The sequence below is a fragment of the Citrobacter sp. Cb004 genome, assembly GCF_030337065.1.
GTDB classification, from domain to species: Bacteria; Pseudomonadota; Gammaproteobacteria; order Enterobacterales; family Enterobacteriaceae; genus Citrobacter; species Citrobacter braakii.
Genome location: NZ_JAOWCH010000070.1, coordinates 16404 through 38437 on the forward strand (window position 1 = coordinate 16404; position 22034 = coordinate 38437).

Consider the following 22034-nt stretch of genomic DNA (forward strand, 5'->3'; position numbering starts at 1 on the left):
AGTTTTACAGTCCAATCGCCTCTTTTAGACTTTTAAGATAACGGCGACTTACCGGAACTGTCAGCCCGTTGCGTAAAATCAGTTCGGCCTGACCGTTTTCTTCCAGACGGATCTCCCGCAATTGCGCCATATTCACCAGATACTGCCGATGGCAGCGCAGTAAAGGTGTACGGCTTTCCAGCGTTCTGAGCGTCAGTTCGGTGAAACCTTCTTTACCATCGCTGCTGGTCACATACACGCCGCTCATGCGGCTGCTGATAAACGCCACGTCATCCATTTGCAGCAAATAGATTCGGCTGTGGCCGCTGCACGGAATAAACTTCAGCGCCTGCTGATTCTCCGGCAGTAGCGATACATCCTGTTTTGTGCGCTCCTGACGCAAACGGCTCAGCGTTTTTTCCAGTCGCGCCTCTTCAATCGGTTTGAGAAGATAATCAAACGCGTGTTCTTCAAAAGCTTTCACCGCATATTCATCAAACGCAGTAAGGAAAACAATATACGGACGATGCTCAGGATCAAGCATGCCAACCATTTCCAGACCGCTGATACGCGGCATCTGAATATCAAGGAACAGGACATCCGGACGCAGTTTATGTACCGCGCCGATGGCTTCCACCGCATTCGAACATTCGCCGACGATCTCGATGTCGCTTTGCGCCTGCAACAGGATCCGCAGATTCTCCCGCGCTAACGGTTCGTCATCGACAATCAGCACTTTGATCATGCCAGTTCCTCCAGAGGAAGTCGTAAAGTGATTCGGGTAAAGCGGTCAGGTTCACACGCTACGCTGATGCCAAAATCGTCGCCAAACCGCTCGCGCAGTCGTTTATCAACCAGATTCATACCCAATCCGCTGGCCTCAGACGTTGGCTGATACAACCCGGCGTTATCTTCAATATCCAGCATCAGATACTGCCCTTCGCGGCGGGCGGTAATCGACACTTCGCCGGTATCCAGTAGCTGAGAGGTACCGTGCTTAATGGCATTCTCCACAATAGGTTGTAGGGTAAAGGCAGGTAATTGCTGATACGAAAGCGCATCTGGCACCGTCAAAGTCACCTGCAGGCGCGACTGAAATCGTGCCTTTTCAATTTGCAGATAGGCGTTAACGTGCTCAATTTCATCAGCCAGCGTCACAATCTCCGACGGACGTTTTAAGTTTTTGCGAAAGAACGTCGACAGATACTGCACCAGTTGGCTGGCCTGCTCGCTATCACGTCGGATCACGGCTTTGATGGTGTTGAGCGCATTAAACAAAAAATGGGGGTTCACCTGTGCATGCAGGAGTTTGATTTCCGACTGCGTGAGCATCGCTTTTTGCCGCTCATACTGCCCGGCCAGAATCTGCGCCGAAAGCAACTGGGCGATCCCTTCCCCCAGCGTGCGGTTGATCGAGCTAAAGAGGCGGTTTTTGGCTTCATACAGTTTGATGGTTCCCATCACCCGCTGGTTTTCCCCCCGCAAAGGGATCACCAGCGTCGAGCCTAATTTGCATTGCGGGTGCAAAGAGCAGCGGTAAGGGACTTCATTCCCATCGGCATACACCACCTCTCCGGTTTCTATCGCCCGTTGGGTGTACGACGACGAAATAGGTTTTCCGGGTAGATGGTGATCGTCACCAATGCCGGTAAATGCCAGCAGCTTCTCGCGGTCGGTAATTGCCACAGCACCGATATCCAGCTCTTCATACAGCACCTGAGCGACCTTCATGCTGTTAACCTCGTTAAACCCCTGGCGCAAAATACCCTCCGTTGAGGCGGCAACTTTGAGCGCAGTGGCGGAAAAAGCAGAGGTATATTTTTCAAACATCGCCCGTTTATCGAGCAAAATACGCATAAATAAGGCTGCGCCCACGGTATTCGTCACCATCATCGGCGCGGCGATATTACTGACCAGCCGAAACGCATCGTCAAACGGCCGGGCGATTAACAAGATGATCAGCATCTGCACCAGTTCGGCGACAAAAGTAATGGCACCCGCGGTCAGTGGGCTAAAGACTTTATCGGTACGGCCACGACGGGTGAGCACGCTGTGCACCAGCCCGCCGAGCAAACCTTCCACAATGGTCGAAATCATGCAACTGAGCGCCGTCATTCCGCCCATTGAATAACGATGTAAGCCACCGGTTAGACCGACCAAACCGCCGACCACCGGGCCGCCAAGCAGCCCACCCATCACCGCGCCGATAGCTCGGGTATTAGCAATAGAATCATCAATGTGCAGCCCGAAATAGGTGCCCAAAATGCAGAAAATGGAAAAGGTAACGTAGCAAAGCAGCTTGTGCGGGAGCCGGATCGTGACCTGCATCAGCGGGATAAACAAACGCGTTTTGCTCATGAGCCACGCGATAACGAGAAACACACACATCTGCTGAAGCAGCAGCAACACCAGATTAAACTCGTACATACCTGCCAACCACACATCACTTAAAAGCGCGTAACATACATGGGCTGCGCGTAACTTTCTTTGAAGTGTTGCAAAAAAAAAGGAATTTGTGAGAACGATCACTCGAAAGCGCGAGCATGACTACAAATTCACCCATTTATTGATCAAAAAACAGACAAAACTACCTGGTTCGCAAAAGAGCGTCTAAAGTAAAACTGGGACCTCGCGAGCATAAGTGAGACGACGATGGCGCTTTACACAATAGGTGAAGTGGCTTTGCTTTGTGATATCAACCCTGTCACTTTACGCGCGTGGCAGAGGCGTTACGGATTACTGAAACCGCAGCGAACAGACGGCGGGCATCGCCTGTTCAACGACGCGGATATTGACCGGATCCGTGAGATAAAACGCTGGATAAATAACGGCGTTCAGGTCAGTAAGGTAAAAATGTTGCTCAGCAATGAGAACATTGATGTGCATAACGGCTGGCGCGAACAGCAAGAGACGCTGTTGAGCTATTTGCAAAGTAATAATCTGCATAGCCTCAGGATGTGGATCAAAGAGCGCGGTCAGGATTATCCCGCACAAACGCTCAACACCCATTTGTTCATTCCGTTACGCCGCCGCCTGCAATGTCAGCAGCCGATCCTGCAGGCGTTACTGGGGATCCTCGACGGTGTCCTCATCAACTACATCGCGATTTGTCTGGCCTCGGCGCGCAAGAAACAGGGGAAAGATGCCCTAGTTGTCGGCTGGAACATTCATGATACCACCCGCTTATGGCTGGAGGGTTGGGTAGCCAGCCAGCAGGGATGGCGCGTTGACGTCCTCGCCCACTCGCTAAACCAATTGCGACCGGAACTGTTTGAAGGCCGAACCTTACTGGTCTGGTGCGGCGAAAGCCAAACGCCTGCTCAGCAGCAACAACTGAACGAATGGCGCGCGTTAGGTCACGATATTTATCCGCTCGGTATTTAAAGCCAACCAGGATCGGCTCTTAATATTCTGTTAACAAACGTGTACAATCCTTAGATTCACATAAGGAGTGCATAATGAGCGCAGCTAAAATCGGTGTCATTACCCTCTTCCTGCTGATGGCCATCGGCGGTATCGGCGGCGTCATGCTGGCAGGCTACACATTCATTTTACGTGCCGGGTAAGGTGGCTCGCTAATCGCTCAAACCCGCGGTCAACTATCACCGCAGCCAGCGCGACCAGCAGCGCCCCCTGAATCACATAGGCGGTATTGAACCCGCTCAGGCCGATGATAATCGGCGTGCCCAGCGTGTTCGCCCCGACAGTTGAGGCTATCGTAGCGGTGCCAATATTAATAATCACCGACGTGCGAATTCCCGCCAGAATAACCGGTGCCGCCAGCGGCAACTCCACTTTCCGCAGCCGCTGGCCCTGACTCATGCCCATTCCGCTGGCGATATCCATCACGCTGGGAGAAATTCCGCCGAGTCCCGCCAGAGTTGCCTGCAAGATTGGTAACACGCCATACAAAATCAGCGCGATAATCGCGGGTTCAAGCCCAAACCCCATCACCGGTACGGCGATCGCCAGCACGGCGACCGGAGGAAATGTCTGCCCCACGGCGGCAATCGTTTCCACCATCGGCCTGAATTCCGCGCCCCAGGGCCGGGTTACCGCTATTCCCGCTCCGGTGCCAATGATGACGGCAATAAGGCTTGAAATCCCCACCAACGCAAAATGGCTCAACGCCAACGCCGTAAAACTTTCCTGCTGATATACGGGACGCGGCAGCGTCGGAAATAGCGAACTAAACAGGGCCTGACTGTGAGGCAACCCCATCAACAGGATCAGAAACAGCGCAACAAGCCATAGCAATGGATCAGCAAGACGTTTCACGGGTCGGCGTCTCCGAAAGCAAATCGCGAAAATGAAGCGTCCCGCAGGGCAACCCCTGAGGCGTCACGACCGGCAAGACATCGCAGCCACGCGCCACGAACACCGACAATGCATCACGTAGCGTCATCTCATCCACCAGCGGCTCGCCGTCTGAGTGTTCGCCGCGACGGATAAAATCCCCTACCGTACGCAGCGACAACAGCCTTACGCCCAGTTCACTGCGGCCAAAAAAAGTTTGCACGAAATCATTCGCTGGCGCAGTGAGCATCGACAGCGGCGTGCCTTGCTTCACAACTTTTCCCGCATCCATCAAAATCAGATGCTCCGCCAGTCTCAGCGCCTCGTCGATATCATGCGTCACCAGCACAATGGTACGTCCCAATAAACGATGGATACGCGTCATCTCCTGCTGCAGCGCGCCGCGGGTGACCGGGTCCAGCGCGCCAAAAGGCTCATCCATCAGTAGCACCTGTGGATCTGCGGCCAACGCACGCGCAACTCCAACCCGCTGCTGTTGTCCGCCGGAAAGCTGATGCGGATAACGGTGACGTAAACTCGCCTCGAGGCCCAGCAGCGCCATTAGTTCATCTGTTCGGTCATCAATACGTGAACGTGACCACTTTTGCAGCTGCGGTACGGTGGCAATATTCTGCGCGACGGTCCAGTGGGGAAACAAACCAATAGACTGAATCGCGTACCCCATGCGCCGTCGTAACTCCAGCACCGGCAGGCTGCGGATCTCCTCCCCGGCGAAACGGATCTGCCCGCTGTCATGTTCAACCAGCCGGTTGATCATCTTTAGCGTGGTAGACTTGCCCGAACCTGACGTGCCAATTAATACCGAAAAGCTGCCCTCTCCTAACTGCAGGTTAAGGTCGTCGACAGCTTTTTGTTGGCCATAGGTTTTACTGACATGGCGAAATTCAATCATTATTCGATACCTTTAGCAGCGCGATCCCTAAATCAAACAGCGCATCAATCAACACAGCCAGCACAACGACCGGGATCACGCCCAACAGCACTAAATCAACGGCGCTACTGAGCAATCCCTGAAAGACCAGCGCGCCAAATCCCCCTGCACCAATCAGCGCGGCTATCACCGCCATCCCCACCGTCTGGACCATCACCACTCGCAAACTGCGCAAGAAGACCGGCAGCGCCAGTGGAAACTGCACCGAGATAAACCGCTGACGCGCGCTCATCCCCATCGCCCGGGCGCTTTCAAGTACATCGCGTGGAACCTGATTCAATCCAGCCACTACGCCGCGAACCAGCGGTAAAAGCGCATACAGCACCAACGCAATAAGCGCAGGCGTCAGACCGGTTCCCGCTACGCCAAGCGAACCCAGCAAGGGAAAGTGCTTCACCAGTCCGGCAAGCGGCGCAATTAACAGGCCAAACAGCGCGACGGAGGGAATAGTCTGGATGATGTTCAGTACCGCGAATACTGGCCCCTGACGGGAGACAGAAAAAGTACACCAGACGCCCAGCGGCACGCCAATGAGCAGCGCGGGCACCACGGTAGCGAACAGAATCGTCAGATGCTGCGCCAGCGCGTCGTTAAAGACATCCTGGCGATTGGCATATTCTTTAAGCAGAGAAAGATCGTTAAACGTACCGGAGAGCAGTAACACCAGCGGCAAAATGAATATTTGTGCGTGCAATAACCAACGCCACGACGCCCGTTCGGTGATGCGACGAATGGCGTCACTAGCTGCCAGCAGCATCAATCCCAGCCCTAACCAGAACCCGCTGCCCAGGCTGGTTCTGGCCAGCGGGCTACCCGTCTGAGCCAGATACGTTGCCGTTGTGCCGGCGATGACCAGTGCCGCAATCACCAACAGTTGGCTAATGATAAGCGTCAATATATTGCCGGATTTTCCCGGTACAAAGCACAGAAGAAACAGCAGCACACAGGCCGCCGCTAATCCCCACGCCATGTCGGGTTGGATATCCCAGAGTTGACGCCCTTCACCGGAAACCAGGCGATTGGGAGCATAGCTAATGAAAGGAAGCGCTGCCGCCGCGATGGTAAGAAACACCAGCAGCAACAGCACCCGATTTACTGAAATATTCGACAAAACACCCACCTGCTGCAAACTCCGTTACTTCACCCATCCTTTTTGCTTCAGGTAGTCTGCTGCGACTTTTTTCGCATCCAGCCCCTCCACGGCGATACTGGCATTCAGCCGTTGCAGCGTTTTTTCATCCAGGCTGGCAAATACCGGTTGTAGCCATTCTGCCATTTGCGGGTAGTCCTGCAGCACCGATTCACGCACAACGGGCGCTGGCGCATAAATGGGCTGTACGCCTTGCGGATCGCTTAATGTTTGCAGACCGAGCGCCGCAACCGGACCATCGGTACCGTAGGCCATCGCTGCATTGACCCCTGAGGTCTGCTGCGCCGCCGCTTTAATCGTCACCGCGGTATCCCCCCCCGCCAGCGACAACAGCTGATTCTGGTTCAGTTTGAAATCATAGGCTTTTTCAAAGGCAGGCAGCGCGTCAGCCCGTTCGATAAACTCCGCAGAGGCGGCAAGTTTGAACGTCCCCCCGTCTTTCAGATAACGGCCTAAATCGGCAAGGGACTCAAGCTTATTCTTTTGCGCGACATCCTGGCGAACCGCAATGGTCCAGGTGTTGTTGGCGGGCGCAGGCGTTAGCCAGATCAGCTTATTTTGCTCTGCGTCCAGCTTTTTCACTTTGTCATAACCGGCCTGCGCATTTTTCCATGCAGGATCATTCTCATCTTTAAAAAAGAATGCGCCATTGCCGGTATATTCCGGATAAATATCCAGTTCACCAGAGGTGATTGCCCCACGCACCACCGGAGTGGTACCCAGCTGTACTTTATTAACGGTTTTCACGCCGTGACTTTCGAGCACCTGCAAAATAATGTTGCCGAGCAGCGCCCCTTCGGTATCTATTTTTGAACCGACCGTGACGGGTGACGCGGCCTGTAAGGGCAAGCTGATCGCGGCTAACAACGCCAGCGAACCCACCCAAACTTTTGAAATTATCATGCTGCACTCCTCATTCTTTTACGGCCCTTTTCAGAGACTTGAGGAAAAAGCATAGTCGAAAAATCAAGCCTTAACCTGGCAATTGGGTAGTAACACTGCGAGTTACTCGCGGTAAGGCGATAATACAATAAAAAAAATCCGGCAAACCCAAAGTGAGTTTACCGGATGGTACGATTTCGCAGGCCTGATAAGCGTCACGCTATCAGGCATGATATCAATTACAGCAGTTCAAATTCGCCCTGCTTCACTCTGGCAGAATCCACGCCGATAAAGACGTTGAACTTGCCCGGTTCGGCATCGTATTGCATACGCTGGTTCCAGAATTTCAGCGCTTCAACATCAATTGGGAAGCTAACGGTTTGGGTTTCACCCGGCTTAAGATTCACCTTCTCAAAACCTTTCAGCTGTTTTACCGGACGACTCATTGAAGCGGTAACATCCTGCAAATACATCTGAATCACCGTCGCACCTTCGCGTTTGCCGGTGTTGGTCACCTGCACACTGGCCGTCACGGTCCCGTCACGCTTCATCGTCGGAGAAGAGAGTTTCACATCAGAAACCGTGAATGTGGTGTAGCTCAGGCCATAGCCAAAGGGATACAACGGACCGTTCGCTTCGTCAAAGTAGCGCGACGTGTACTTATTCGGCTTATCGGCATTATACGGGCGACCGGTATTGAGATGGCTGTAATAGACCGGGATCTGTCCGACAGAGCGCGGGAAAGACATCGGCAACTTGCCTGACGGGTTGTAATCGCCAAACAGCACATCGGCGATGGCGTTACCGCCTTCCGTTCCGGCAAACCAGGTTTCGAGGATCGCATCGGCCTGTTGATCTTCCTTAACCAGCGCCAGCGGACGACCGTTCATCAGTACCAGAACCAGCGGTTTACCCGTGGCTTTCAGCGCGGTAATCAGGTCACGCTGACTCTGCGGAATGGTGATATCGGTGCGGCTGGAGGCTTCATGCGCCATTCCCTGCGCTTCACCAACTACCGCGACCACCACGTCAGACTGCTTCGCGGCGTTAACAGCTTCATCAATCATCGCCTGCGGCGAACGCGGGTCAACCTTCACCGCCTCTTCATACTGGTTGAGGAAGTCGACAATGCCTTTGTCGTTGGTGATGTTCGCCCCTTTGGCGTATACCACTTTGCCCTGCTCGCCGATGGCATTTTTAATCCCCGTCAGCACCGTTACCGACTGCTCGGCAACCCCGGCAGCAGACCAACTGCCCATCACATCACGCTTGCTGTCGGCCAGCGGACCGACAACCGCTACGGTGGCGGATTTTTTCAGCGGCAATGTTTCCAGACGGTTTTTCAGCAGCACCAGGCTTTCACGCGCCACTTCACGCGCCTCTTTGCGGTGCAAACGGCTTTCCGCGTTGGTGTCCTGCGGGTCAGATTCTTTGGCCCCCAGATGGCTGTACGGATCGTTAAACAGCCCCATATCATATTTCACGTTCAGCACATGACGCGCAGCGTCGTCCAGCTCCGCCATCGTCACCTTACCTGACTTAATCAACCCCGGCAGGTATTTGCTGTAATACTCATCGCTCATGCTCATGTTGATGCCGGACTTGATCGCCACACGCACCGCATCTTCAGGATCGGCGGCAGTGCCGTGCTTAATCAGTTCCTTAATCGCGCCGTGATCGGAAACGGTAATGCCCTTAAAGCCCCACTCATCGCGCAGCACGTCTTTTAACAGCCATGCATCCGAAGTCGCCGGCGTGCCGTTCAGCGAATTAAGCCCCACCATCACCGCACCGCTACCGGCGTCCAGTCCGGCTTTGTACGGTGGCATATAGTCGTTGAACAAACGCTGCGGGCTCATATCGACGGTGTTGTATTCCTTGCCGCCTTCAACCGCGCCATAGGCGGCATAGTGCTTGACGCTGGTCATCACCGAATAGCGATCGGCCGGGCTTTTACCCTGCATCGCTTCCACCATGGTTTTGCCCATCGTGGCGGTCAAATACGTATCTTCGCCAAACCCTTCCGAGGCGCGGCCCCAGCGCGGATCGCGCGAGACATCGACCATCGGCGCCCAGGTCATATTCAGACCATCATCGGCGGCTTCATACGCAGACACTCGACCAACGGTTCTGACCGCATCGAGATTAAAGGAGGATGCCAGACCGAGACTTATCGGGAATACGGTACGCTGACCGTGCAATACGTCGTAGGCAAAAAAGAGAGGGATTTTCAGGCGGCTGAGATCCATCACCTGATCCTGCATTTTGCGGATATCCTGGCGCGTGACGGTGTTAAAAATTGCCCCAACCTGCCCGTCTTTGATCATCTCGCGGATGGCTTCTTTCGGGTTATCAGGCCCGACGCTTATCAAACGCAGTTGCCCAATCTTCTCATCCACGGTCATCTGCTTGAGTAAATCGGTAACGAAGGCATCCCGCGCCTCTGGCGTCAGTGGATGGTTACCAAACAGAGTGTCCGCCAACGCTGGTTGCAATGCCAGACTCACCGCGACACCTACAGAACATAGCCATTTCATGTTGATTCTCTCTTTATTTTTTCCCGACGAGGCAGCGAAAATATAACAAAAACCGCAGTTTGCCGTAAGACTAAACGGGAGCGATAAAGAAAGCTAAGGTTATTCTCCTAATTTTCGAAACCAGCGCGAATCAGTAAAAGACGAACCAGAGACAATATGAATGAGAAAGCGTATTGTCATACAAAGCGCTATGCTTGTTCCTGATATTGAGTCCCACCACAAGGAGTGGAGAATGTCTTCCATTACAACAGATAATAAAGCTTTCCTGAATGAACTGACCCGTCTGGTGGGTCATTCACACCTGCTGACAGAACCTGCTAAAACCGCCCGCTATCGCAAGGGATTCCGCTCCGGCCAGGGCGATGCGCTTGCCGTCGTGTTCCCCGGGTCGCTTTTAGAACTGTGGCGCGTTTTGAGCGCCTGCGTCGCCGCGGATAAAATTATCCTGATGCAGGCCGCTAACACCGGCCTGACCGAAGGGTCTACGCCGAGTGGTAATGATTACGACCGCGAGATTGTCATTATCAGCACCCTGCGTCTTGATAAGCTGCACGTCATCGGCAAAGGTGAACAGGTGCTGGCCTATCCAGGAACCACGCTCTATTCGCTGGAAAAAGCGCTCAAACCGTTTGGCCGTGAACCGCATTCGGTAATCGGATCTTCCTGTATCGGCGCTTCGGTTATCGGTGGCATTTGCAACAACTCCGGCGGCTCGCTGGTACAGCGCGGCCCGGCATACACGGAGATGTCGCTGTTTGCGCGTATTGACGAACAGGGAAAATTACAGCTGGTTAACCATCTGGGTATCGAGCTGGGCCAGACCCCGGAGCAGATCCTGAGCAAACTGGATGACGAGCGTATTAGAGATGACGATGTTCGCCACGACGGGCGTCACGCGCACGATCACGACTACGTTACCCGTGTCAGAGATATCGACGCAGACACGCCCGCACGCTATAACGCTGACCCGGATCGCTTGTTTGAATCGTCCGGTTGTGCAGGCAAGCTCGCAGTCTTTGCCGTGCGTCTGGACACCTTCGAAGCCGAAAAAAACCAGCAGGTCTTTTACATCGGCACCAACCAGCCAGAGGTGCTGACGGAGATCCGCCGTCATATTCTGGCAAAATTCGAGCATCTGCCGGTCGCCGGTGAATATATGCACCGCGATATTTACGACATCGCTGAGCAATACGGCAAAGATACGTTTCTGATGATCGACAAGCTCGGCACCGACAAAATGCCGTTCTTCTTCACCCTGAAAGGCCGCACCGATGCGATGCTGGAAAAAGTGAAAATTTTCCGTCCTCACTTCACCGACCGGGCAATGCAGAAATTTGGTCATTTGTTCCCCAGCCACTTACCGGCGCGCATGAAAAGCTGGCGCGATAAGTACGAGCATCACCTGCTGTTAAAAATGGCCGGTGGCGGCGTGGCTGAAGCCCAAAACTGGCTAAGCGAGTATTTCAAAACCGCTGAAGGCGACTTCTTTGCCTGTACGGCGGAAGAAGGCAGCAAGGCGTTCTTGCACCGCTTCGCGGCGGCTGGCGCGGCTATTCGTTATCAGGCCGTACATGCGGATGAGGTGGAAGATATTCTGGCACTGGATATCGCGCTGCGCCGTAACGACACCGAATGGTACGAGCATCTGCCTCCAGAGATCGACAGTCAACTGGTGCACAAACTCTATTACGGTCACTTTATGTGTTACGTTTTCCATCAGGATTACATCGTGAAAAAAGGCGTGGATGCGCATGCGCTCAAAGAGCAGATGCTGGAACTCCTGCGCGAGCGTGGGGCGCAGTATCCGGCAGAGCATAACGTCGGGCATCTGTATCAGGCGCCGGAAACCTTGACCCGTTTTTACCGTGAGAATGACCCCACCAACAGCATGAATCCGGGTATTGGGAAAACGAGTAAGCAGAAGTTCTGGAAAGAATCGTAAATCTGAAAAAGATAAGCGCTACCGGGCATGTTGCCGGGGCGCTTCGCTTGCCCGGCCTACTGCTATATTCGCTATGCGTAGGCCGGATAAGACATCTTATTTAATCGTTCTGTGCGGTTTGCTCGCCCTTCGCCGAACCTGCCGCCGCCATCTGCGCAGCTTTTTGCTTTTTATAGCTCAGCGCCGCCGCCGGAACCGGCATCACCTTGCCCGTTTCAATCCAGGTACGTAAACGGCTGGCATCGGCAAAGTGAGTATATTTGCCAAAGGCATCCATCACCACCAGCGCCACCGGCTTGTTGTTAATCACTGTGCGCATCACCAGACAGTGACCTGCCGCATTGGTAAACCCGGTTTTCGTTAACTGAATGTTCCAGTTATCGCGGTATACCAGATGGTTGGTGTTACGAAACGGCAGCGTATACGCAGGGTTGGCAAACGTCGCCATATCTTCACGCGTGGTACTTAACTGGCCGATCAGCGGATACTGTTTGCTGGCGATCAGCAGCTTGGTTAAGTCACGGGCGGTCGAGACATTATGAATCGACAAACCAGTGGGTTCCACAAAGCGTGTCTGAGTCATGCCGAGCGCTTTCGCTTTGGCATTCATGGCTTTGATAAACGCGTTGTATCCGCCCGGGTAATGATGCGCCAGGCTCGCCGCCGCACGGTTTTCTGATGACATCAGCGCCAGCAATAACATGTCTTTACGGCTGATTTCGCTGTTCAGTCGTACGCGAGAGTAAATGCCTTTCATCTCTGGCGTCTGGCTAATATCGACTTTCAGCTTTTCATTCAGCGGCAGTCGTGCATCAAGCACCACCATCGCCGTCATTAATTTGGTAATCGACGCAATCGGACGCACAAGGTCCGGGTGGTTCGAATAGATAACTTTGTTGGTATTCAGATCAACGATCATCGCGCTACCGGACGCTATCTCAGGTTGAGAAGCCGCTGCGGTAGTTGCCGTTTTCGCCACGGCTTGGGGTGCAAAAGGAACGGCCAGCACCAGGGCAAGGCTTAATAATGAAACTCGGAATTTCAGCATGATGAGATTTCTGATAATGGTTCACGCACGTCACAACGCACACCGCCAGAGATTAAGTATTATCTCAAGCTAGCTCAGGCATCATAGCGATCCGGCAGGTTTGCTGCCACAGGAGAATCGTCTCGAAATGCTGCGTTGCTGACTTTTACGTCAACAACGCAGCGTAGACAGGTTTATCCGTCAGAATAACCGATAGCCGTAACCCCACAGGATTACCGTAATAGCCAGCAGAACCTCCAGTACCAGCACACCGATCGCCAGCGTCGAACTGGAAAAACTCAACCCTTCCTCACGAGTGATATTCAGGAACGTCGGAATACCGAGATAAAGTAAATAGCCGGTGTAAAACAGCGCGAGAGTCCCGACTAATGCACACAGCCAGACCAGCGGATAAAGTGCGACCAGCCCGCTTAAAAACAGCGGCGTCGCGACATATCCGGCAAACACCATACAATGCGCCAGCGACGGACGCTGCGGGTAGTTACGCGCCATCCACCAGATAACCCGGCCCATGACGGCAACGCCCGCCAGCATCACCCCGTAAAACAGAATCGCCATTGCAAATCCGGTCAACAGGGATAATTTCAGGATATTGCCATCGCCAAAATCCCAGCCGATTTGTGTGGTACCGATGAACGCACAAACAACCGGGATTGCCGCCATCAGCAGTACATGGTGGGTATAGTGATGCGAAACGCTTTCGTTTTCGCTGTTGATCACATGCATTTCACGATCGGGATGGGAAAACAGCCCCCAGACATGGTTCATACCGCCCCCTTCTTGTCAGCTCCGGACCTCAACAGTTCAAGTATAATTCAGCTTTGGATTAATTTTTGTACAACAACAAAAATGACGAACCGCTAATTCAGCGCTTTTAAACCCCACGATGATTCACAGGGTGTATGCTTAACGTCGGGAGGTCATCCAGACATATGGATATAAACAGTCTTATTGCACATTACGGTTACGCCGCATTGGTCATTGGCAGTTTGGCCGAAGGTGAAACCATTACCCTGCTGGGCGGCGTGGCGGCACATCAGGGATTACTTAAATTTCCTCTGGTGGTTATCTCTGTGGCCCTGGGCGGGATGATTGGCGATCAATTGCTGTATCTGCTTGGGCGTCGTTACGGTGGAAAAATTTTGCGTCGTTTCTCAAAACATCGCGACAAAATCCGCCGGGCGCAGAAAATGATCCAGCGCCGTCCTTATCTGTTCGTGATTGGCACCCGTTTTATGTATGGTTTTCGCGTAATCGGCCCGTTGCTGATTGGCGCAAGCCATTTGCCGCCTAAAATTTTCCTGCCGTTGAATATTCTGGGGGCACTGGCGTGGGCGCTGATATTTACCACGCTGGGCTATGTGGGGGGAGAAGTCATTGCGCCGTGGCTACACAATCTCGACCAGCATATTAAGCACTGGATATGGCTGGCTCTGGTGATTGTGCTGGTGCCAGGCGTTCGGTGGTGGTTAAAAAAACGCAGCAGCAAAAGTACGGCCCGATAGCGCGATGTCTACCGGGCGGGTGCGTTACGAAGCGTGGTAGCCGCCCCCCAGCGCACGGTTCAACTGGATTGAGGCATCCAGCCATTGCCCTTGTAAAAGCAGAGCGTTGCACTGTTCACGTAATGCCGGGATCTTTGCCTCACTGACCCGGGAGCCCGCAATAATTCCGGCATTGAAGCGCGCCTGCGCCAGACCCACTACGCGCAGTGCATCATGCTCAATCTGCTGCTGATGCTGATTCTTCTGCGCCAGGGTTTCTACCTGCGATGCTGCACGCGCCACGTCATTCACCGCATCCACCACGGCTTTGTTATAATTCGCCACCGTCAGGTTGCTTTGCGCTTGAGTAATGTCGAGATTCGCGTTCAGCCTGCCGCTATCAAAGATAGGCAGCGTCAGCCCGGCCGTTACGCCCATTTGCTGCGCGGAATGGCGAAACAAGTCGCTCAGATGTAACGCATCCTGTTGTAAAAATGCCATCAGATTTACATCGGGATAAAACGCCGCTTTCGCCGCATCAATGCTGCTCAGCGATGACTCAATGTACCAGTGCGCCGCCTGCAAATCCGGTCGGCGGGCCAGCAGCGAATAACCTAGCTGGGACGGGAGCTGGCTTTCCACCGCGGGCAGCGGGGTCGAATGGAGTTTCAGGGCTGTGGACTGCGAGTTGGTCAGCGCGCTCAACCGCGCTTCAATTACCTTCATTTTACCGCTGACATCGTTCAGCTGCTGCTCTGTTTTGCTGGAATCGATATCGGTTTCAACGCCTTCCACCGAAGAAGTAAGACCATTTTGATACAGTTGACGATCAACGTTAATGACGTTCTGCTGCTCGGTTTCGATTTGCGTCAACACGGTTTTCAGCCCGGCCTGCGTTTGCCATTCCCAGTAAAGACGAGCCACACCGCTCGCCAGCACCTGTTGCGTTTGCTCGCGCTCGGCTTCACGCGCCTTAACGGCCCCAATACGTGCCGTCACTTCGGCCCGATTTTTACCCCACAGATCCAAATTCCAGCCAGCAGTTAAACCCAAGGTGCCGTTGGTGTACCACGGCCCGGTCGTCCCGGCGGCCGGATCGGTAATGGCAAACGGACCCATCAGCCCTTCGGCTGACATTCTCTGACGCTCCACATCTGCAGAGAAATCGATCTCCGGGCCATCCTGCGCCTCCACAGCCTTAGCCTGCGCCTCCGCCAGTTGAATGCGCTGTTCCGCGACCTGCATATCAGGGGAGTTGCGTAACGTGCTGTCAATCAGCGCATTAAGCTGGGGGTCATGGTATGCCTTCCACCATTGGCTGTCCGGCCAACCATTTTTTAACGCCGCAGGCAATGTGGTATCGACATTCGCAGCGGGGGTCTGCTGTGACAGAGACTGGCGGTCATCATGCATCGGCGCGCAACCTGACATCAAAATAAAAAGCGGCAACAATGCCGTCGTGACAAAAGCAGAATTACGATTCATGGAGAGACACAGGTAAGAAAAGATGTGCTGAGATTACGACTTGTCGCGTTTCCTTTTTTAGTTACGCGTGGCAATACACCTTTGGCAATAAAAATATATAATCGGCAAAATATACACCCAACAAATAATTTAGATTAATTAATTTTAATAATTTATGGATGGAGACATTATGTCACAGAATATCTATGACGATCCCGAGTTCTTTGCCGGATATGCCACGCTGGACCGTTCAGTAAAAGGGCTCGACGGTGCGCCAGAATGGCCGACAATACAAGCGATGCTCCCCGCTCTACAGGGAAAAAATATCCTCGATTTGGGTTGCGGATATGGCTGGTTTTGCCGCTACGCGCGCGATAACCAGGCGGCCAGCGTAGTGGGACTGGATATTTCACAAAAGATGTTAACCCAGGCGCACAGCATGACGCAGGGTAATGGCATCGTTTATCGACGTGAAGATCTCGAGACGCTTTCCCTGTCGCCAAATTCCTTTGACCTGGTTTACAGCTCACTTGCCCTGCACTATTTGCGCGATATCGCGCGATTATTCGTAACGATTTACCAGTCGTTAACACCGGGAGGCATGTTGGTATTCTCTGCCGAGCATCCCATTTATACTGCACCGCTTAACCAGGGTTGGATAAAAGATAAAACCGGGCAACAGTCCTGGCCGGTCAATCATTATCAGCAGGAAGGCACACGCATCAGTAACTGGTTCGCGGAGGGTGTCAAAAAACAGCACCGTAAGCTGGCGACCTGGATTAATGCGCTGATAGCCGCCGGATTCGAAATCGTTTGTGTCGATGAATGGGGGCCGTCCGCTGAACAGATTGCTGAAAACCCGGCGCTGGATGAAGAAAAAGAGCGGCCAATGGTGTTTCTGCTCAGCGCGCGTAAACCGGAGTAGGGTCATTACAGGAAGATTTTCACAGGCTTTCCTATACTTAACCTGAACTCACCAAAAAAGGAACGCTGATGAAAATCTTACTGTGGATTATTTTAGTTATTTTTCTGATTGGGTTATTGGTGGTAACTGGCGTGTTTAAGATGATTTTTTGAAAAAGGTTATTCCGTTGGTGATGAATTTGTTGCCTCCGGTGTATTGCTACGTTCACCTTATGTTTTTCACTTCTCTGAAACGATCCTCCCTGTGAACGTGTTAAGGGTACTATCGCCGTACCCTTAACAATCCCGGCTTCCGGCGGGAAAATTGCCACTTCGTGGTCCCCTCCGTTTATTCCTCCAGGCTACCGGGCCGGGCGCGAGGTAGCCTCCCTGCAAAACGCGCCCTGAACCCGCATCCCTGCGGGTTCTCCCGGCCTTACGGAAACACGTCGGCAATTTTCAGCCGGACCAGCCCACACCTGACCACCTGCGTTTTTTATCTGAACAGCAAAACAGAGTTAACTGGAAGTCAGTGCGTTGCAGCGATGACCCCGGTCCGGCTGAAAATCGATGAGGCGATAAGACGAATGAATCGCGTAGCGACGATTTTCCCGCCGTGAGTCTCCCTTGCGCGTTCACGGTTATCTGCGCTTCAGAGAAATGACTCCGCTGAGGTGAACGGAACCCTGAGCAAGAATCACATGTCCTCAATAATTCTTCATCGACAAGTACTTCCACTCCGGTGGCCGACTAATGTGTTAATGCAATTTAGCGATATCAATGGCCTGAATCGCGCGCGCGATATCCGGTGAATTGTTTAATGCGCGAATTTCCTGAAACAGCGCGGTTGCCTCTGAGTATTCTTTACGCAAATACCCTAACCATTGTTTAATCCGCGCCACGTGATACAGCCCGGTATCACCCTGCTTTTCAAGACGGGTATATTTTTGCAATAGCATCACGACATCAGGCCACGGCATACGCGGCTCGTTGTATTTCACCACACGGCTCAGGTTCGGAATATTTAATGCCCCACGGCCAATCATCACCGCATCGCATCCGCTGATAGCCACACAGTCCTGGGCGCTTTGCCAGTCCCAGATTTCGCCATTCGCGATAACCGGAATGGTAAGCCGCTGGCGGATCTCACCGATCGCCTGCCAGTTGATATGTTCGGCCTTATAGCCCTGTTCCTTGGTTCGGCCATGCACCGCCAGCTCGCTGGCGCCCGCCTGCTGAACGGCATCAGCAATTTCAAACTGCCTGTCGCTGTTGTCCCAGCCCAGACGCACTTTCACCGTCACGGGGAGATGATCCGGAACCGCCTCGCGCATGGCTTTTGCGCCCCGGTAGATGAGTTCAGGATCTTTTAATAACGTTGCGCCACCGCCGCTGCCGTTGACCAGCTTCGACGGGCAGCCACAGTTCAGATCGACACCAAACGAGCCCAGTTCTACCGCGCGCGCCGCGTTCTCCGCCAGCCACTGCGGATACTGCCCCAGCAACTGTATGCGCACCCGCGTGCCGGATGGCGTCCGGCTATTGTTATGCAGTTCCGGGCAGAGCCGATGGAATACTTTTGCCGGCAGGAGCTGATCCACCACGCGCACAAACTCGGTGATGCACAGATCGTAATCATTCACTTCAGTCAGCAGCTCGCGCACCAGTGAGTCGAGCACGCCTTCCATCGGCGCCAGTAAAACACGCATATCGTCACCCGCAAAAAAAGAGGCGCTATGGTAGCGCCTCCGTTCGGGAGATTAAAGAGGCTCAGCGCGGCAACAGGCAGTTATCTTCTTTCCAGCCGTACAGCCATTCCATACCACGATAAAATTCCGCCTGAGATTTGCCTTTCCACAGCAGATTACGCACCTGGCGCTCGACGCCTGCGGCGTGGTACACACGTCCCATTTCGCGCGTCGACCAGACGATGCGCGCAGTACGCGGAATACGCACCGACTCATACAAGGCAAAGGCATCAGCCGCATCGCCGTCACACTGCTGTAACGCCTTACCGAGAGTGACAGCATCTTCAAGCGCCATACAGGCGCCCTGCGCCATATATTGTGCCACCGGATGCGCAGCATCACCCACCAGCGTAATGCGGTCGGTCCCCCATTTCTCTACCGGTTCACGGTCAGCGGTGGACCAGCGACGCCATGACGTCGGCTTATCCAGCATCTGACGCGGACGCGCATGAATACCGGCAAAATAGGAGAGCACTTCCTCTTTACTGCCATCCTTCACCCCCCACTCCTCCTGCTGACGGCTGTGGAAAGTCACCACCAGGTTATACTGCTTGCCGCCACGCAATGGATAGTGCACCAGGTGGCAGTGCGGTCCGGCCCACAGCACCGGCGCGTTAATACGCAAATCTTCCGGCATATCATCGCAATCAATCACCGCGCGATAGACCACGTGCCCGGTAACGCGTGGCGCATCGCCAATCAGAGACTGCCGCACAACCGACTTCACACCGTCACAGCCCACCAAAATATCCGCTGTCCAGCTGTTACCGTGCTCATCAAAGACCGTCACCTCATCTTCTGTCTGGCGAATATCAACCACGTTAGTTGAAGTGCGATACTCAACGTTGGGATGAACCAGTGCCGCTTCCCAGACAGAAGCATGAATATCAACCCGATGGATAACCGCATAAGGACCGCCAAAGTGATCGCGGAACGCCTGCCCGGTTTCAATATGTACAACCTCTTTCGCGTTTACCGCATCCATCATGGTGATGTGATCGGTAAAAACGGCGCGCTGACGAGCGACGTCACCCACGCCAAGGCTGTCCAGAGCAGAAAACGCGTTCGGCCCGAGCTGAATGCCCGCACCAATCTCACCAATCTCGTGCGCTTTCTCCAGCAACATCACTTTAATGCCTTGACGGGCCAGCGATAGCGCGGTCGCCGCGCCGCCAATCCCGCCACCCACGATAATTGCGCGTGTCACTTTAGCCATTGTCGTTCTCCTTATCAGGCTGGAATTTTGTCTTGTTGATTCTCGGGCGCGGCGGCGATAAACGCCGGAAGCTGGGTACAGGCATCATATACCGCCTTACAGCGCGGATACCCGCTCAGATCACAGCCCATACGTAACGCGTTCGCCCACTGCGGGATCAGACAGCAATCCGCCAGCGTCGGCGCATCCCCCACGCAGAACGTCCCCGAGTGACTCTGGCGCAGCATCTGTTCAACCGCGCTTAACCCTTGCTGGATCCAGTGCGCATACCAGCGTTTTTTATCCTCTTCACTGACCTTTAGCTCTTCGCTCAGGTAGCGCAGTACCCGCATGTTATTCACGGGATGGATATCACAAGCGATGGCATAGACAATTTCCAGCACCCGGCTGCGCGCCGGGAAGTCGGCTGGCAGCAGCGGCGACTGCGGAAAGTGACCATCCAGCCAGTCGGTTATCGCCAGCGACTGCCCGAGTGATTCTCCCTCATCAGTGACCAGCGTCGGTACAAGCCCTACCGGGTTCATCCGCCGGTAAGCCAGCTCGTTCTGCTGACCGATGCGGATGTTGACGCCCACCGTCTGGTAATCAAGCCCCTTTAGCGCCAGCGCAATGCGTACGCGATATGACGCGGAGCTGTTAAAGAAACTGTACAGCTTCATCATCCACCTCAGACAATCTTCACAGCGATGGGGGTTAAACCGTCTACATTGCCGGTGATCACATCTCCTTTCACCACTGCGCCCACGCCCTCTGGCGTGCCTGTGTAGATCAAATCACCCGGCTGTAGTTCGAAAAAGCCGGACAGATAGCTAATGGTTTCATTAACGGACCAGATGAGGTGGCGAATATCGCTACGCTGATGATCGTCGCCGTTGACCTGCAACCAGATAGGCGCGTTGTTAACATCTGCACTTTCGCTGGCTTTATGCAGCGGCGCGATGGGGGCTGAGAGATCAAATGCTTTGCCGATTTCCCACGGACGCCCCATCTGGCGCATCTCCATCTGCCTGTCGCGGCGGGTCATATCCAGACCAGTGGCATAGCCCCAGATATATTCGTGCGCTTTTTCCAGGGGTATATCGCTGCCCTTTTTACCGATCGCCACCACCAGCTCTATCTCATAGTGATAGTTATCGGTCTGCGACGGGTATGGCAGCTCGAGGGTTTGACCGGCCGCCACCGGGACCACCGCATCGGCAGGTTTACAGAAGAAGAACGGCGGTTCGCGATCCGGATCAAAACCCATTTCACGCGCATGAGCGGCATAGTTGCGGCCCACGCAGTAAACGCGATGCACGGGAAACTGTTCATTACTGCCAACGACCGGAACGGTAACAGGCGCTTGTGGTTCGAATACGTATTGCGTCATTTTCTCTCTCCCAAATTAATAACGAGCTTCACGGAACAACCCCAGCGCTTCCTGAACCGGTCTGTCCGAAAAACTAAATAAGACGGCATCTTCGTGGGCCTGGAACGACACGCCGTGCCAGGTTGGCACCACGAAGATATCTTTTGGCGAAAAATTGAAGATCTCGGTGCCGATGGTGACCTGCCCGCTTCCTTCCACCACGTGATAGATAGTGCTGTCGGTGGTACGCGCCATCCGCGAGGAAAAGCCCTTCGGCAACAGTTGTAAAAAGGTCCCCATTGAAGGCATGGGATAACCACCGGTTACCGGGTTGACGTAACGCATCTTGTAACCGTCCCACTCATCGGCGTCGCCCATGCGGGTCAGGTCATGCAGCGCTTCACGGCTGCGATCGTAGCGATAGTTGAAAATTGGCGATGAGTTACCCTTCTGATGACGCAGCGGCAGCATATTGGCCGCGTAGCGTGGTAAGTAATCCCCTTCCTTGCGCGTGACTGGTTGCTGATCCTCCGGGTAATCTTCCGCAAAGCCGCAACCCAGCAGATTCACCAGTGGCAGATCCAGACCGTCCAGCCACACCACCGGTTCACTGCCTGGGTTGCCGTGGTCGTGCCAGCGCCACTGTGGCGTCAGAATAAAATCCCCTTCATGCATTTGGGTGCGCTCGCCATCCACCGCGGTAAATGCCCCTTTCCCTTCGACAATAAAGCGCAGCGCAGACTGATTATGCCGGTGACTCGGGGCAACCTCGCCCGGCATGATTAACTGCAATCCGGCGTACAGCGTTGGGGTGATTGAAGACTGTCCGCGCAGCATGGGGTTTTCCAGCACCAGTACGCGACGAATCGCCTCTTTCGCGCCAATCAGATCGCCGCTTTCCAGCAGCAACGGGCGGATCTCCTGATAGTTCCAGTACGCAGGAGCACAATGTGCGTTCGGCGTTGGCGGTACCAGGCGGTGCAGCGACTCCCACAGCGGGGTCAGATTCTGCCCGGAAATATGCTGGTAAAACTGCTGACGGCTGTTCTTAACATCCTGATTAAGTTCTGACATAGAGATTCTCC

At 53.9% G+C, this 22034-nt stretch carries 21 protein-coding genes; 6 read left to right on the forward strand and 15 right to left on the reverse strand.

The window, feature by feature from the left end; all coding sequences use genetic code 11:
• Window positions 1-4 precede the first annotated feature (4 nt).
• Window positions 5-724 carry a two-component system response regulator BtsR gene (btsR, locus tag OGV65_RS21435; RefSeq protein WP_016153690.1) on the reverse strand — a complete coding sequence of 240 codons (720 nt, stop codon included), beginning with the start codon at window positions 722-724 and terminating at the stop codon, window positions 5-7.
• On the reverse strand, window positions 721-2406 hold the full coding sequence (locus OGV65_RS21440) for a sensor histidine kinase (protein ID WP_016153691.1): 1686 nt from the start codon (window positions 2404-2406) through the stop codon (window positions 721-723). The genes btsR and OGV65_RS21440 overlap by 4 nt, the downstream gene beginning before the upstream one ends.
• A gap of 225 nt (window positions 2407-2631) precedes the next feature.
• Between OGV65_RS21440 and mlrA the strand changes: the two genes are divergently transcribed.
• Window positions 2632-3363, forward strand: coding sequence for an HTH-type transcriptional regulator MlrA (gene mlrA / locus OGV65_RS21445; RefSeq protein WP_016153692.1), 732 nt, complete (start codon window positions 2632-2634; stop codon window positions 3361-3363).
• A gap of 74 nt (window positions 3364-3437) precedes the next feature.
• Complete coding sequence (locus OGV65_RS21450; RefSeq protein WP_003027354.1) at window positions 3438-3545, forward strand: protein YohO; 108 nt, start codon at window positions 3438-3440, stop codon at window positions 3543-3545.
• On the opposite strand, the gene OGV65_RS21455 is transcribed toward OGV65_RS21450, so the two are convergent.
• The 5 genes from OGV65_RS21455 to bglX all read right to left on the reverse strand — a co-directional run bounded on the left by OGV65_RS21455 (window position 3526) and on the right by bglX (window position 9796).
• On the reverse strand, window positions 3526-4257 hold the full coding sequence (locus tag OGV65_RS21455; RefSeq protein ID WP_049281973.1) for an ABC transporter permease: 732 nt from the start codon (window positions 4255-4257) through the stop codon (window positions 3526-3528). The two genes, OGV65_RS21450 and OGV65_RS21455, sit on opposite strands and share 20 nt — an antisense overlap.
• Entirely contained in the window at window positions 4241-5188 is a 948-nt protein-coding gene (locus OGV65_RS21460) for an ABC transporter ATP-binding protein (RefSeq protein ID WP_016153694.1), read from the reverse strand. The genes OGV65_RS21455 and OGV65_RS21460 overlap by 17 nt, the downstream gene beginning before the upstream one ends.
• A complete protein-coding gene (locus OGV65_RS21465; RefSeq protein ID WP_065554172.1) occupies window positions 5181-6347 on the reverse strand; it encodes an ABC transporter permease in 1167 nt (388 codons plus the stop codon). Before OGV65_RS21465 ends, OGV65_RS21460 begins: the two co-directional genes overlap by 8 nt.
• Before the next feature lie 15 nt (window positions 6348-6362).
• Window positions 6363-7280 carry a glycine betaine ABC transporter substrate-binding protein OsmF gene (osmF, locus tag OGV65_RS21470; RefSeq protein ID WP_016153696.1) on the reverse strand — a complete coding sequence of 306 codons (918 nt, stop codon included), beginning with the start codon at window positions 7278-7280 and terminating at the stop codon, window positions 6363-6365.
• A gap of 218 nt (window positions 7281-7498) precedes the next feature.
• Window positions 7499-9796, reverse strand: coding sequence for a beta-glucosidase BglX (bglX, locus tag OGV65_RS21475; protein ID WP_072034073.1), 2298 nt, complete (start codon window positions 9794-9796; stop codon window positions 7499-7501).
• Between the two features lie 232 nt (window positions 9797-10028).
• Between bglX and dld the strand changes: the two genes are divergently transcribed.
• Window positions 10029-11738 (forward strand): D-lactate dehydrogenase, encoded by a 1710-nt coding sequence (dld, locus tag OGV65_RS21480; RefSeq protein WP_016153698.1) that lies wholly within the window; start codon window positions 10029-10031, stop codon window positions 11736-11738.
• Between the two features lie 100 nt (window positions 11739-11838).
• Here dld and pbpG read toward each other — a convergent pair whose 3' ends face one another.
• Together pbpG and OGV65_RS21490 are read right to left on the reverse strand one after the other, a co-directional pair.
• Complete coding sequence (gene pbpG / locus OGV65_RS21485) at window positions 11839-12786, reverse strand: D-alanyl-D-alanine endopeptidase (RefSeq protein ID WP_016153699.1); 948 nt, start codon at window positions 12784-12786, stop codon at window positions 11839-11841.
• A 180-nt stretch (window positions 12787-12966) separates the two neighbouring features.
• Window positions 12967-13554: a Yip1 family protein gene (locus OGV65_RS21490; protein WP_016153700.1), complete on the reverse strand. Its 588-nt coding sequence runs from the start codon at window positions 13552-13554 to the stop codon at window positions 12967-12969.
• A 164-nt stretch (window positions 13555-13718) separates the two neighbouring features.
• On the opposite strand from OGV65_RS21490, the gene OGV65_RS21495 reads away from it, so the two are divergent.
• Window positions 13719-14291: a DedA family protein gene (locus OGV65_RS21495; protein WP_016153701.1), complete on the forward strand. Its 573-nt coding sequence runs from the start codon at window positions 13719-13721 to the stop codon at window positions 14289-14291.
• Window positions 14292-14315: 24 nt separating this feature from the next.
• On the opposite strand, the gene mdtQ is transcribed toward OGV65_RS21495, so the two are convergent.
• Window positions 14316-15755 carry a multidrug resistance outer membrane protein MdtQ gene (mdtQ, locus tag OGV65_RS21500; RefSeq protein WP_286455399.1) on the reverse strand — a complete coding sequence of 480 codons (1440 nt, stop codon included), beginning with the start codon at window positions 15753-15755 and terminating at the stop codon, window positions 14316-14318.
• A gap of 169 nt (window positions 15756-15924) precedes the next feature.
• Between mdtQ and OGV65_RS21505 the strand changes: the two genes are divergently transcribed.
• Entirely contained in the window at window positions 15925-16659 is a 735-nt protein-coding gene (locus OGV65_RS21505) for a class I SAM-dependent methyltransferase (protein WP_016153703.1), read from the forward strand.
• Between the two features lie 68 nt (window positions 16660-16727).
• Window positions 16728-16811, forward strand: coding sequence for a small membrane protein YohP (locus tag OGV65_RS25560; protein WP_019077217.1), 84 nt, complete (start codon window positions 16728-16730; stop codon window positions 16809-16811).
• Window positions 16812-17395: 584 nt separating this feature from the next.
• On the opposite strand, the gene dusC is transcribed toward OGV65_RS25560, so the two are convergent.
• The 5 genes from dusC to gtdA form a co-directional block, all read right to left on the reverse strand.
• Complete coding sequence (gene dusC / locus OGV65_RS21510) at window positions 17396-18346, reverse strand: tRNA dihydrouridine(16) synthase DusC (protein ID WP_286455400.1); 951 nt, start codon at window positions 18344-18346, stop codon at window positions 17396-17398.
• A 61-nt stretch (window positions 18347-18407) separates the two neighbouring features.
• Entirely contained in the window at window positions 18408-19601 is a 1194-nt protein-coding gene (locus OGV65_RS21515; protein ID WP_141875427.1) for a 3-hydroxybenzoate 6-monooxygenase, read from the reverse strand.
• 14 nt (window positions 19602-19615) lie between these two features.
• Window positions 19616-20260, reverse strand: coding sequence for a maleylacetoacetate isomerase (gene maiA / locus OGV65_RS21520; RefSeq protein WP_049281977.1), 645 nt, complete (start codon window positions 20258-20260; stop codon window positions 19616-19618).
• Window positions 20261-20268: 8 nt separating this feature from the next.
• Window positions 20269-20970, reverse strand: a complete 702-nt coding sequence (locus OGV65_RS21525; protein ID WP_049041063.1) for a fumarylacetoacetate hydrolase family protein — start codon at window positions 20968-20970, stop codon at window positions 20269-20271.
• A gap of 15 nt (window positions 20971-20985) precedes the next feature.
• On the reverse strand, window positions 20986-22023 hold the full coding sequence (gtdA, locus tag OGV65_RS21530; protein ID WP_019077221.1) for a gentisate 1,2-dioxygenase: 1038 nt from the start codon (window positions 22021-22023) through the stop codon (window positions 20986-20988).
• Window positions 22024-22034 lie beyond the last annotated feature (11 nt).